This window comes from Ruminococcus sp. AM43-6 (assembly GCF_003461785.1).
GTDB lineage: Bacteria > Bacillota > Clostridia > Oscillospirales > Ruminococcaceae > Hominimerdicola > Hominimerdicola aceti.
Genome location: NZ_QTXU01000042.1, coordinates 1 through 12,383, shown reverse-complemented (window position 1 = coordinate 12,383; position 12,383 = coordinate 1). Strand labels below are relative to the sequence as shown.

The window sequence follows — 12,383 nt, the reverse complement described above, 5'->3', positions numbered from 1 at the left end:
TGTCTATCTCTCTTTTCTTTTTTCTTAATTTTGTCCAATATCTATTGTAGCACTACAGGTGATAATGTGAAATTTAGGTGAAACACTTGAAATCCGTTGAGATTTAGTGTATAATTAAAATTAAGTTATTTTTAAGGCAGGCTTCTGCCTTTTATTCAGAAAGGTCTTGAGTGTATGATAAATGTTGGTTTTATCGGTGCAGGAAATATGGGCTATGCTATCATGAAAGGCATTGCAGGCAGTAAAATGAGTAAGAATATTCAGCTTTACGCTTTTGATAAATATGCTCCGATACTTGATAGACTTGACGAGCTTGGAACAGTAAAATGTTCAGGCTGTGCAGAGGTAGTTGAAAAGTCAGAATATGTTTTTCTTGCAATTAAGCCTCAGCAACTTGACGAGGTGCTTGATGAGATAGCTCCTGCGGTAACAAAAGATACGGTCATAGTTTCTATCTGCGCAGGCATTACAGATGATTATATCGCTTCAAAAACTGTGGCTGGCGCAAAGGTAGCGCTTGTTATGCCAAACACTCCTCTTCTTCTTGGGGAGGGCGCAACTGCTCTTTCACGCTCTGACAGCGTAACAGATGAGGAGTTTGAGCTTGTTTGCAATATCTTTGGCTCATGCGGCATGTATGCCGTCATATCAAAGGATAAAATGAAAGAGATAATAGCAATAAACGGCTCATCTCCTGCTTTTATCTATCTGTATGCTCAGGCATTCGTAGAGTATGCAAAGAGCGTTGATATTGATGAAACAGTTGCAAGAGATCTTTTTGCAAAGTCGCTTATCGGCTCTGCAAAAATGATAACTGACAGTGGCAAGTCACTTGACGAGCTTATTGAAATGGTATCATCAAAGGGTGGCACAACTATCGCTGGTCTTGAAAAGCTCCGTGAGGGCGGTCTGCCAAAGGCTGTTGAGGACTGCTGCAAGGCTTGCACTAAGAGAGCTTACGAGCTTTCAAAATAGTTATTTTTTCTGCACCGTGGCATATACATTACTCAAAGGAGTGATGTATAATGAACAGCGGGACAGGCATATACAAAAGCGGGGTTCTTGCATTTTTTGCAGGAGCTATCCTGATTGGTGCGCTTTTGGGTGCTGTTACTTTTTGCTTTATGGGCAGCGACGAGCTTTCAATGCTGTCGGTGTTTTCAAACAGCTTTGTTGACGTGAGGTCGTCAGGTGATCTTGAAGAAATTCTTGTGAGGTCTTTTTTCAGTTCGACTGTTTTTTTAGCAGTTGTGTTTTTGTCAGGTTTTTCTTCACTGGGACAGCCTTTAGCTGTTGCAGTATTGCTGTTGCGTGGCATGGGCTGGGGTGTTGCAATGTCTCAGCTTTACAGCATTTACGGCGGACATGGTGCATTACTTTCGGCGATGTTTGTACTTCTTCCTGCGGTCATAACAGCGGCGGCACTTATGATAGCCGCAAGGGAAGCTGTCGCTATGTCAAATATCCTGCTGTGCATTGTTTTTTCTGAAGGACAGCATAGCGGTCTGCGACAGACGGTGCGGCTTTATGCTGTTAAGTTTCTTGTGCTTGAAGCGGCGGCGGCTGTTGCGGCTGCGCTTGAATGTCTGCTGACGATTATTTTTGCAGGACGAATTTAGTATACAGTATACAAAGAATGAAATAAAATTCGGGGTAATTTCGGGGACTATTAATTTTAAGGAGCGGTGTAATGTCTTTATTTGGTAATTACAATACCCCTGGCAGAGGTGTGCTTAAAGCACCTCAGGAGAAAAAGGGTATTTTTAAGTTTTTTGAAGTCTATGGCAGGCATATGTGGAAGCTTATGGAGCTTAATTTGCTGTATTTCGTTTTCTGCATACCGATGACGCTTATGGTTATACTTATGCTTATGACATCAAATCCAATATGGCTCTTACTGGCGATACCGTCAGTATTGGTAGGACCTGCAACGGCTGCAATGACAAAGGTTTGCCGAAATTATTCTCAGGAAAGAAATGCGTTTCTGCTACATGATTTCTGGGATTCTTTCAAGAAGAATTTTAAGCAGGGCACTATCATGGGCGCCATAGATATCATCTTCGCTATAGGATTTATGGTCGGTATTCCAATGTATAAATATTGGGCAGAGCAGAACTCCATGATATACATTCCGTTTGTTATCTGCATAAGCTGTCTTATCGTATTCTTCATGATGCACTTTTACATCTATCTTATGATAAGCTCCACTAACCTTAACATGAAGCAGATAATAAAGAACTCGTTTTATCTTGTGAGTCTTGGCATAAAGCAGTCCCTTTGGTCACTTTTGGCATCGCTTATCGTTATTGTTATGATGTATCTTTTCCTGCCGTATTCTCTGTTCATATTGCCATTTTGGCCTCTTTCGTTCATATGCTTCGTGACTTGCTTCAATTGTTATCCTGTTATCAGAAAACACGTTATCCAGCCTTACTACGATCAGCGTGGTGAAAGCAATCCTGAGTTTGCATACAAGAATGCAGACCCTGACGAACAGCTCTTTGAGGATAGAGCGGCGGAAGAAACTCCTGTCAAGACCAAAGAGAGCAAAAAAAAAGGCAAAACAATCTCATAAAAAACATAAGGACAGCTCGTTTGAACTGTCCTTTGTTTATGCTAATTATTTTTCGATCTCGCCAAGTGAAAGCGCTTTGAGATAAGCGTTTATGAAACCGTCAAGGTCGCCGTCCATAACAGCGTTTACATTGCTGTTTTCAAAACCCGTTCTGTGATCTTTTACAAGAGTGTATGGCATGAAAACATAGGAACGTATCTGAGCACCCCATGCGATCTCTTTCTGAACACCCTTGATATCCTCTATCTTCTCTAGATGTTCACGCTCTTTTATTTTGATAAGCTCTGCTTTGAGCATTTTCATTGCATAATCCCTGTTCTGGAACTGTGAACGCTGTGTCTGGCATGATGTAACGATACCCGTTGGTATGTGGGTAAGTCTTACGGCTGATGACGTTTTGTTGATGTGCTGTCCGCCTGCACCGCTTGCACGATAAACGTCCATTTTAATGTCCTCAGGACGGATATCTACTTCGATTGTATCGTCTATTTCAGGCATAACGTCCACCGCTGAGAATGACGTGTGTCTGCTTCCTGAGCTGTCGAAAGGTGAGATACGCACAAGTCTGTGTATTCCTGCTTCACTTTTAAGATAGCCATAAGCGTTTTCGCCCTCCACGATAACGGAGGCACTCTTCATGCCAGCCTCTGCACCCTCGAGATAATCAAGAGTAGTCATTTTGAAGCCGTGGCTTTCACACCATTTGTGATACATCCTGAAAAGCATTTCGCTCCAATCCTGCGCCTCAGTTCCACCTGCTCCTGCATGAAAGTTGATGATAGCGTTGTTGTGATCATACTCGCCTGTAAGCAGAGTGTCAAGCTGTGCAGCGTCAAGACCCTCTTTTAGAGTTTTAAGCTCAGACTGTATTTCGTCGATCATGTCCTCGTCGCCCTCATCGGCTGCCATTTCAATAAGCACTTCGATATCCTCAAATGACGACTTGAATTTATTGTATTTTTCCAGTTTGCCCTCAAGATTTCTTGTTTCCTGCAAAACCTTCTGCGATTTCTCCATGTCGTCCCAAAAATTAGGCTCTGCGGCTTTTTCGTGAAGCTCTGCGATCCTTTCCTGAGAACGTTCAATATCGTATACGTCATGCAGCTCGCTGATGATAGGTCTAAGAGCTTCAAGCTCTGACTTTAAGTTTTCTAAAAATACCATATCTTTTTCTCCTTATTTTATATCATTATATATTATAAAACTTTTTTTGTGAAAAGTAAAGGAAAAATATAAAAAAACTATAGCATTTTCCTGAAAGTTGTGCTATAATGTTATCTAAAGGCTTTAAAAAGCCTGTTTCAGCAAGAAAGGAAACCTGATATGGCTAATTATACAGGAAAAAAATGCTTTTCCTGCGGAGAAGTATTCAAAGATGGTGACGATATAGTTGTATGTCCTGAGTGTGGCACGCCTTATCATCGTGAGTGTTATCTCAAAGAAGGAAAGTGCATAAATGACGCTTTGCATGAAAGTGGTCAGAGCTGGGAGCAAACTCAAGAGAGTGTAGAAAGTGAGAATATACGCTGTATACGCTGCGGTTTTGAAAATCCGCCTGACAAGCTATTTTGTGAAAAGTGCGGAACACCGCTTACGAAAAATGATACTGAGGAACGTCCATTCAACGACATGGACACGCAAAATAACGCTCAGCAGACCGGCCCTGACGGACAGCCTTACGGTCCGTTTGGCAGACAGGTTGTATTTGATAAGGACTCAGATCTTGAAGGCATTAAACTAGATGACTATGCGAAATTTGTAAAGACAAATCCGCTCATATTTTTGTCTAACTTTATACGTTTTGGTAAATTTGGTGGAAAGATTTCCATAAACTTTGCGGCTTTCCTTTTTCCACACCTGTATTTTCTGTTTAGAAAAATGAATCTTGTGGGTATAATCATGCTTGTGGCTACGGCACTGCTCAATATCCCTACTGCGATAGAATATCTTAGTGCAGGAACAATGGGTTTCTCGCTTGATATCGGCATCGATGTGACTGGAAGGGTTTTTCAGGGCATTTCCGCTGCGACATGGTATGTTTCAATGGCACTTCAGTTTGTGGCAGGCTTTTTCGGCAATTATATGTATTATAAGTTTGCACAAAAAAAGATCCGTGAGATAAGGTCGGAGGATGGCACTGAGCAGGAGATAGCCGAAAAGATAGTAGCAAAGGGCGGTACATCATGGGGGGCTGTTATTCTTGGCTTTGCCGTTTATTCTGCGATAGTTGTGTTTGGCATTTTTGGTGTTACAAAGATATTTGCATGATTTTACAAAAAGTTCATAAAAAAGTGCAAATGACCCTTGACAGATAATCGGTCTTGTGTTATAATAATTGAGTTATCCTTGCTTGTGCAAATTGCGGCACAGGCGAAATCCAAAAGGAGGTGCAAATGCAATGGCAAAAATTAATGAGTCTTATGAGGCTATGGTAATTTTCAGCTCTAAGCTTGACGAGGAGGCTGTAAACACACTCACAGCTAAGTTCAATGACTTGATCGAGGCTAACGCAAGCGACGTTACACTTAGTAACTGGGGCAAGCGTAAGCTGGCTTATGCTATCAATTATGAAACAGAAGGTACTTATGTACTGTGGTCATTCACATCTACGCCTGAGTTTCCAGCTGAGCTTGAGAGAATTCTTGGTATCACAGACGGCGTGATCCGTTTCTTAGTAACGGTCAAGTAAAACTGCGAAAGAGGGAAAAGTTATGCTTAACAGAGTTATTTTAATGGGTAGGATCACTCAGGATCTTGAAGTAAGACAGACTCCTAGTGGAAATGCAGTTTTGAGATTCAATGTTGCAGTTGACAGACCAGTTCGTCAGGGTGCTGAAAAGCAGACTGATTTTATTACTTGCACTGCTTGGGGGCAGAGAGCTGAATTTATCAACAGATACTTTTCAAAGGGCAGAATGATCGCTCTTGAAGGTCAGATAAGAACAGGTTCTTATGATGACAAGAATGGTGTAAAGCATTATACAACTGAGGTCAATGTTGACAGTGTGTCTTTCACGGGTGAACCAAAACAGCAGGGAGCAGGTAACTATTCCAATAACTACGGAAATGGTGGTTATCAGCAGAATAATTACCAGCAGAACAATGGTGGATATTCACAGCCTGCAAACAATTCTAATCAGAATAACTATAACAATGCTCCATCAAATGACGCTTTGTCCATTGGTGACCTTGATGATTTTGAAGAAGTATTGACCGATGACGGAGTACCGTTCTAAGCAGAGGAGTTTTGAAAAAATATTTCTCTAAGGAGGGAAATTTACCATGGAAAAGGAAAGAAATACAAGCAGACCTATGAAGAGAGGTCGTAAGAAGGTTTGTATGTTCTGTGCAGACAGAGCTGAAAAGATCGACTATAAGGATATCGCAAAGCTTAGAAAGTGCATGACAGAGAGAGCTAAGATCCTCCCTAGACGTGTAACTGGCACTTGTGCTTATCATCAGAGAGAACTTACAACAGCTATCAAGAGAGCACGTCATGTGGCACTTCTTCCATATGTAGCTGACTAATAGTGTTTTCTATTTTGAGGTACCTTTATAGGTGCCTCTTTTTGTTAAGGGGAAGTTTCTGAGTGGGGCTTGCAAATGTATCATAAATGTGATATTATATACTAAAGCTGTATAACAAAGCATTACAGTATTTGTAGAGCTGTAAGGAAATGGAGCAACTATGAAAGATAAAACTGATGTTAAAATAAATAATATTATGCCGTGTGTTCCAACGAGAGATCTGGTAGTTTTTCCTGGAATGTCTATGCATTTTGATGTTGGCAGACCAAGAACTATAAAGAGCATGAAAAATGCCATGGACGGCGATCGACTTGTTTTTCTTTGTGCGCAAAAAGACGTTTATCTTGAAATGCCTGAAAAAAAGGATATGTTCAAGGTGGGTACTGTAGCAAAGGTAAGACAGATCGTTAAAGCACCTGATGGAATATACAGATGCTATGTAGAAGGTCTGCGTAAAGCGAGACTTGCTGAGTTTTATCAGTATGATGATTGCTATGAAGCTGATGTAAGACTTGTACCAAATTATTCAAAGGATAGGCTTGACGATGACGAACAACTTGCTGTTTTTCGTTCGGTCTTAGATGAGTTTGAAGAGTATGTTAAGGTGGTTCCTAAAATGCCTGAAGAGCTTTATGCCCAGATACTCGGTTCTAAAACGCCTGTCCAACTTTTTGAAAGTTTGGCATTTAATATTCCATTAGCTTTTACTGACAGACAGTCGCTTCTTGAAGCCCCATCTGTTTTAGATAAGCTAATTCTTATGATTACTATGCTTTCACGAGAGACCAATGTTTTATCTCTTGAAAGAAGGATACATAGTCAGGTCCATTCTCAGATAGAAGAAAGTCAGCGCGAATACTATATTCGTGAGCAGATCAAGGCGTTACAGAATGAGTTGGGTGAAAATGAAGACGGCTCAGATGTAAATGAGATCGATGATTACACACATAGGATAGATTCACTTGTATTGTCCGAAGAAGTTCGTGATAAGCTTATGGGCGAGGTCAGAAAGCTTTCCAAGATGGGTATGATGTCACAGGAGGGTGTTGTGCTGAGAAATTATCTTGACACAGTGCTTGCATTGCCGTGGAATGCTGTCACAAAGGATAGGACAGACGTTAAAAAGGCTAAACAGATACTTGACAAGGATCACTATGGCATGGCAAAGGTCAAGGATAGAATACTTGAAAATCTTGCCGTAAGAGCGCTTACTCCTGATGTCAAGGGGCAGATCCTCTGTCTTGTTGGTCCTCCAGGCGTTGGTAAAACTTCAGTGGCAAAGTCTGTCGCGAGAGCACTTAATCGAAACTTTGTAAGGGTCTCATTGGGCGGTGTTAAGGACGAAAGTGATATCAGAGGTCACAGAAAGACGTATGTTGGTGCAATGCCAGGAAGAATAATGAATGCCATGAAGCTTGCAGGAAGTAAAAATCCTGTTGTTCTTCTTGATGAGATAGACAAGATGAGCAATGATTTCAGAGGCGATCCATCGTCTGCTATGCTTGAGGTTCTTGACAGCGAGCAGAACAATGCTTTCAGAGATCACTATATTGAAGTGCCGTTTGATCTAAGTGATGTGCTGTTTATTACAACTGCAAATACTCTCGATACTGTTCAAGCACCTCTTCTCGACCGTATGGAGGTCATAGAGTTGTCTAGCTATACTAGGGAGGAGAAGTTCCATATTGCAAAGGAACATCTTATTAAAAAGCAGGAAGGTAAGAACGGTCTTAAAGCATCTCAGATACGCATCTGCAATGATGCTGTCTATAAGCTTATAGACAGCTACACAAGAGAGGCTGGCGTTAGAAATCTTGAAAGACAGATAGGCTCGCTTTGCCGAAAGGCTGCTAAGGAGATAGTTGAAGACGGCGTTAAGAAAGTTACTTTCAAGGCGGATAATCTTGAAAAATATCTTGGCCATGAGAAATATCTCCCTGATGTTGTATCAGATAAAGATGCTGTTGGCACTGTAAATGGTCTGGCATGGACGTCAGTGGGCGGAGTTGTCATGCCTTTGGAAGTCCTTGTACTTGACGGAAAGGGCAGAATAGAGCTTACAGGCTCACTAGGCGACGTTATGAAGGAGTCTGCAAAGATTGCCGTAAGCTATTGCAGAAGCGTTGCTGACAAATATGGCATCGATAAAGACTTTTACGAGAAAAAAGATTTGCATATACACGCTCCAGAGGGTGCTGTGCCTAAGGACGGTCCATCTGCAGGTGTTACCATGATAACGGGCATCATCTCTGCATTGGGTAATATAAAAGTACGCAGTGACGTTGCTATGACAGGCGAAATAACTCTTAGCGGCAAAGTACTGCCTATAGGCGGTCTCCGTGAAAAGACTATGGCTGCATACAAGGCGGGGGTAAAGACTATTATTGTGCCTTTTGCTAATAAGGGCGATCTTGATGACGTTGACGATACAGTAAAGCTTTGTTGCGAGTTCGTGTTCGCAAAGACTATTCAGGATGTGCTTGACGTTGCACTTGTTCCAAACAGCAAAAATAATGTTCCGCTTGAACTTCTAAGCAAGAACGAGCCGGAGCGAAAAAAATTAACGGTATAGAAAGGGCGCCTATGAATTATAACAAAGCAGAATTTTATACTTCATTTGGAAAATTCTCGCAGATACCTAAGTCTGACAGACTTGAATTTGCCTTTTCCGGCAGGTCGAATGTGGGGAAGTCGTCGCTGATAAACAAGCTTCTTAACAGAAAAAACTTGGCGAGAATAAGCTCTATGCCGGGTAAAACTGTTACAATAAACTTCTTTTCTGTGGAGAATATCTATATCGTTGATCTGCCTGGATATGGCTATGCCAGCGTATCAAAGTCCGAGAAAAGGCAGTGGGGCAGTCTTATAGGCGGCTATCTTGACGACGGCAGCAGACAGCTTGCACTTGTTTTTCAGCTTGTGGATATGCGTCATCCGCCGAGCAAAGACGATCTGATGATGATAAATTATCTTATTGACGCTGAGATACCATTTATAATCGTGTTCACCAAGGCGGATAAGCTCAAGCCTAACGCCAGAAAAGCACGTATGGAAGCTTTCAAGACAGAGATACCATGCTTTGAGGACATCACCTGTGTGGAGTTCTCTGCTATCACAGGAGAGGGCGTAGATGAACTGAGGGCAATAATAGACGATATATCCGAGGGGGCTGAGATAACGCCACCAGAGAAACTAGAAAGCGATACAGAGGACGAAGAAGAGGAATATTACGATGATAAAGAGGATATTTCTGATGAGCCGAAGTCATTCGGCGGTTTTCTAACGCCTAATAGAAGAAAAAATTAAGAGTAAATAAATAAAAAATTCATAATTCTCCTTTACATTTTTCATGACTTGTGTTAAAATATATTTATGGTTTAACACTTTACACCATGAAACGTAAAGGAGGTTTTTTTCATGAAAGAGAAACTTGAGATCAAAAATTTAGACGATCTTTATGAAGCAGTGCTTTGTCTTGAAACTGTCGAGGAATGCAGGCTGTTTTTTAAAGATCTTTGCACTATACCTGAGCTGAAAGCACTTTCACAGCGTTTTCAGGTTGCAAAAATGCTTACAAAGGATCATGTTTACAGCGATATAGTAAACGAAACAGGTGCTTCAACGGCAACTATAAGCCGTGTGAACCGCTCGCTTTCTTATGACGGCTCAGGCGGATATAATATCGTTTTTGACAGATTGGATAAGAAGGAAGATAAGTAATGAGCGGATACGGCAGATTTGCCTGTTACTATGATAAGCTTACAGAGAATGTCGATTACGGAAAAATTGCTGCACGGTGCCATGAGCTTATAAAACGATACAGTTCAGAGCATGAGGTAGTTTTGGATCTTGCCTGCGGCACAGGTTCGCTCAGTGAAGCATTTGCACGTCTTGATTATGATGTGGTAGGCGTTGATCTGTCGGATCAAATGCTGGAAGAAGCCATGGATAAGCGCTATGAAAGCGGTCTGAACATACAGTATCTTATGCAGGATATGACTGAGCTTGATCTGTATGGCGCAGTTGATGCTGTTGTTTGTGTTCTTGACAGCATAAATCACCTTGAAAATGAGGAAGCTGTCAGAAAGACTTTTGAGTGTGTATCAAAATTTACCTGCGATGGTGGACTTTTTATATTTGATGTAAATACTGTGTACAAGCACCGAGTGATCCTTGCAGACAATGCGTTCTGCTATGATCTTGATGGGCTTTTCTGTGCATGGCAGAATGAGCTCAATGATGATGACAGCGTGAGCATATATCTTGACTTCTTTGAGGAGCAGGAGGACGGCTCTTATTGTCGTTTTAGTGAGGATTTCACAGAGAGGATATATACGGACGAGTTTTTGAGCGAGCTTGTAAAGTCAAATGATTTTGAGCTTATAGGAAAGTATGACGGATTTGAGGACTCGCCAGTTAATGATAAAACGCAGAGAGTTCTTTATGTGTGCAGGAGAATAAACAGAGGGTGATTTTATGGGTAGAATAGTTAGAGTTATAAGTAAAGACGCTTCCGTTGTGTGCAGTGCTATCGACGGAAAGGATATTGTGTCACGCATTGAGGAGATACATAAAACTTCCGCTGTGGTCACGGCGGCACTTGGCAGACTTGCTATGGGTACTTCGCTTATGGGATTTGGACTTAAAGGCAAAGATGATTCTATTACTGTAAAAATGGACGGTGACGGTCCTACAGGTGCGCTTATATGCGTATCTGACAGCATGGGAAATGTTAAGGCGTATGTACAAAATCCAGTGGTGGAACTGCCACTTAACGATAAAGGCAAGCTTGATGTCAGAGGGGCTGTAGGCTCTAATGGTACGCTTAGTGTGGTCAAGGACATGGGACTTAAAGAGCCGTATTGCGGACAAGTACCTATTGTTTCAGGCGAAATAGCAGAGGACATAACGAACTATCTTGCTGTCAGTGAGCAGGTGCCAAGCGTCTGCGCTCTTGGCGTACTTGTAAATCCAGATCTGACAGTGAATTGTGCAGGTGGATTTCTTATTCAGCTTTTGCCGTTTGCACCTGAGTCAGCTATAGATCAGATAGAGAAGAATATAAACGGAATGGAGTCTGTAACAAAGCTTATATGTGGTGGTTTGACCACAGAAGCTATTGCAATGAAAGCCTTGGAGGGTCTTGAACCGAACGTTCTTGATGATTTTGAGGTTAATTATCGTTGCGACTGTTCAAGGGAAAGAGTAGAGAACGCTCTTATATCTTTGGGCAGGGCAGAACTTGAAGATCTTTCTAAAGACGGTGGTACTGACGTTGAGTGTCACTTCTGTGATAAGAAATATCACTTTACTCCTGAGGAGATTTTAGGGTTAATAAAAGAATAATATTTAATGAATATTTTATGTACACTATTCAGATGCCCGATAATAAAGCGTTTGCGGACTTAAACTTTTTTTGAGAAATTTCAAAAAACTCTTGACAAATGGCTTTGAATAGTGTATAATAAATATCGTCGCTGAGAGATACAACTCAAAACGACAGCTATCGGGAGCATAGCTCAGCTGGGAGAGCATCTGCCTTACAAGCAGAGGGTCACAGGTTCGAGCCCTGTTGTTCCCACCAAGCGGACTTATAAAGTCCGCTCATATGGCCGGGTAGTTCAGCTGGTTAGAACGCTAGCCTGTCACGCTAGAGGTCGTGGGTTCGAGCCCCATTCCGGTCGCCAATACATTCTTTATGTATCAGGTTTCGGTATCTTGCATATAATATTGTAGATACCACAAAATGCGGATTTAGCTCATCTGGTAGAGCGCCACCTTGCCAAGGTGGAGGTAGCGAGTTCGAGCCTCGTAATCCGCTCCAATATGGCGCTATAGCCAAGTGGTAAGGCATAGGTCTGCAACACCTTGATCCCCAGTTCAAATCTGGGTGGCGCCTCCAATGACTCACAGAGCTTCTGTTCTGTGAGTTTATTTTTTGCCTAAATATAATAAACAATCCAAAGTGACAACTGAGCTACGCTCAGTTGTCGCTTTTTGTATCAAAAGAACAAAAGCAAAGCAAAATGGACAAAAAGAGATAAGAAAAGGGAAATAAAGTGTAAAAAAAGCAGAAAGCGAAAAAAGGGGTTGACAAAAAGGCATAAAAGTGATAAAATAAACAAGTCGCCTCGAGAGAGAGCGATAAATGAAGAAGCGAAACGAAGGTAAAAGGTTCGGGAGAACAGAAGAGACCTGAGGAGTAGCACGAAAAGAACTTAATAAAAAGTTCACAAAGAAAAGTCTTGACAAAGCTTAGCTAATATGATATAATAGATAA

The 12,383-nt window shown here is 41.6% G+C and carries 13 protein-coding genes and 4 tRNA genes; 16 read left to right on the top strand and 1 reads right to left on the bottom strand.

Translation table 11 applies throughout. The features are described 5' to 3' along the window. Window positions 1-174 precede the first annotated feature (174 nt). The 3 genes from proC to DW938_RS13610 all read left to right on the top strand — a co-directional run bounded on the left by proC (window position 175) and on the right by DW938_RS13610 (window position 2,575). Complete coding sequence (proC, locus tag DW938_RS13620) at window positions 175-975, top strand: pyrroline-5-carboxylate reductase (protein ID WP_118125447.1); 801 nt, start codon at window positions 175-177, stop codon at window positions 973-975. A gap of 50 nt (window positions 976-1,025) precedes the next feature. Next, a complete protein-coding gene (locus tag DW938_RS13615; protein WP_118125445.1) occupies window positions 1,026-1,619 on the top strand; it encodes a stage II sporulation protein M in 594 nt (197 codons plus the stop codon). Between the two features lie 71 nt (window positions 1,620-1,690). Beyond that, entirely contained in the window at window positions 1,691-2,575 is an 885-nt protein-coding gene (locus DW938_RS13610; RefSeq protein WP_118125443.1) for a DUF624 domain-containing protein, read from the top strand. Between the two features lie 45 nt (window positions 2,576-2,620). Here the strand turns inward: DW938_RS13610 and prfB are convergent, their stop codons facing one another. Continuing rightward, window positions 2,621-3,739 carry a peptide chain release factor 2 gene (gene prfB / locus DW938_RS13605; RefSeq protein ID WP_022287515.1) on the bottom strand — a complete coding sequence of 373 codons (1,119 nt, stop codon included), beginning with the start codon at window positions 3,737-3,739 and terminating at the stop codon, window positions 2,621-2,623. 159 nt (window positions 3,740-3,898) lie between these two features. Between prfB and DW938_RS13600 the strand changes: the two genes are divergently transcribed. From DW938_RS13600 to DW938_RS13540, 13 genes are all read left to right on the top strand, one after another. Further along, window positions 3,899-4,843, top strand: coding sequence for an RING finger protein (locus DW938_RS13600; protein ID WP_022287516.1), 945 nt, complete (start codon window positions 3,899-3,901; stop codon window positions 4,841-4,843). 130 nt (window positions 4,844-4,973) lie between these two features. Then, a complete protein-coding gene (gene rpsF, locus DW938_RS13595; protein ID WP_022287517.1) occupies window positions 4,974-5,264 on the top strand; it encodes a 30S ribosomal protein S6 in 291 nt (96 codons plus the stop codon). Window positions 5,265-5,286: 22 nt separating this feature from the next. After that, entirely contained in the window at window positions 5,287-5,811 is a 525-nt protein-coding gene (locus DW938_RS13590) for a single-stranded DNA-binding protein (RefSeq protein WP_117877763.1), read from the top strand. A 46-nt stretch (window positions 5,812-5,857) separates the two neighbouring features. Continuing rightward, a complete protein-coding gene (rpsR, locus tag DW938_RS13585; protein WP_022287519.1) occupies window positions 5,858-6,103 on the top strand; it encodes a 30S ribosomal protein S18 in 246 nt (81 codons plus the stop codon). Window positions 6,104-6,263: 160 nt separating this feature from the next. Then, window positions 6,264-8,675, top strand: a complete 2,412-nt coding sequence (lon, locus tag DW938_RS13580; RefSeq protein WP_118125441.1) for an endopeptidase La — start codon at window positions 6,264-6,266, stop codon at window positions 8,673-8,675. An 11-nt stretch (window positions 8,676-8,686) separates the two neighbouring features. Then, a complete protein-coding gene (gene yihA / locus DW938_RS13575) occupies window positions 8,687-9,409 on the top strand; it encodes a ribosome biogenesis GTP-binding protein YihA/YsxC (RefSeq protein ID WP_118125439.1) in 723 nt (240 codons plus the stop codon). 111 nt (window positions 9,410-9,520) lie between these two features. Continuing rightward, the gene (locus tag DW938_RS13570; RefSeq protein ID WP_041337345.1) at window positions 9,521-9,823 is read left to right on the top strand and encodes a YerC/YecD family TrpR-related protein; all 303 of its coding nucleotides are present in this window, start codon (window positions 9,521-9,523) and stop codon (window positions 9,821-9,823) included. Continuing rightward, window positions 9,823-10,575 carry a class I SAM-dependent methyltransferase gene (locus tag DW938_RS13565; RefSeq protein WP_118125437.1) on the top strand — a complete coding sequence of 251 codons (753 nt, stop codon included), beginning with the start codon at window positions 9,823-9,825 and terminating at the stop codon, window positions 10,573-10,575. Before DW938_RS13570 ends, DW938_RS13565 begins: the two co-directional genes overlap by 1 nt. A 4-nt stretch (window positions 10,576-10,579) precedes the next feature. Next, complete coding sequence (hslO, locus tag DW938_RS13560; RefSeq protein ID WP_118125435.1) at window positions 10,580-11,449, top strand: Hsp33 family molecular chaperone HslO; 870 nt, start codon at window positions 10,580-10,582, stop codon at window positions 11,447-11,449. A gap of 162 nt (window positions 11,450-11,611) precedes the next feature. Beyond that, a tRNA-Val gene (locus DW938_RS13555) sits at window positions 11,612-11,687 on the top strand. Window positions 11,688-11,713: 26 nt separating this feature from the next. Beyond that, window positions 11,714-11,790: transfer RNA gene (locus tag DW938_RS13550), tRNA-Asp, on the top strand. A gap of 61 nt (window positions 11,791-11,851) precedes the next feature. After that, window positions 11,852-11,927: transfer RNA gene (locus tag DW938_RS13545), tRNA-Gly, on the top strand. A 4-nt stretch (window positions 11,928-11,931) separates the two neighbouring features. Beyond that, a tRNA-Cys gene (locus DW938_RS13540) sits at window positions 11,932-12,005 on the top strand. The last annotated feature ends 378 nt before the right edge of the window (window positions 12,006-12,383 follow it).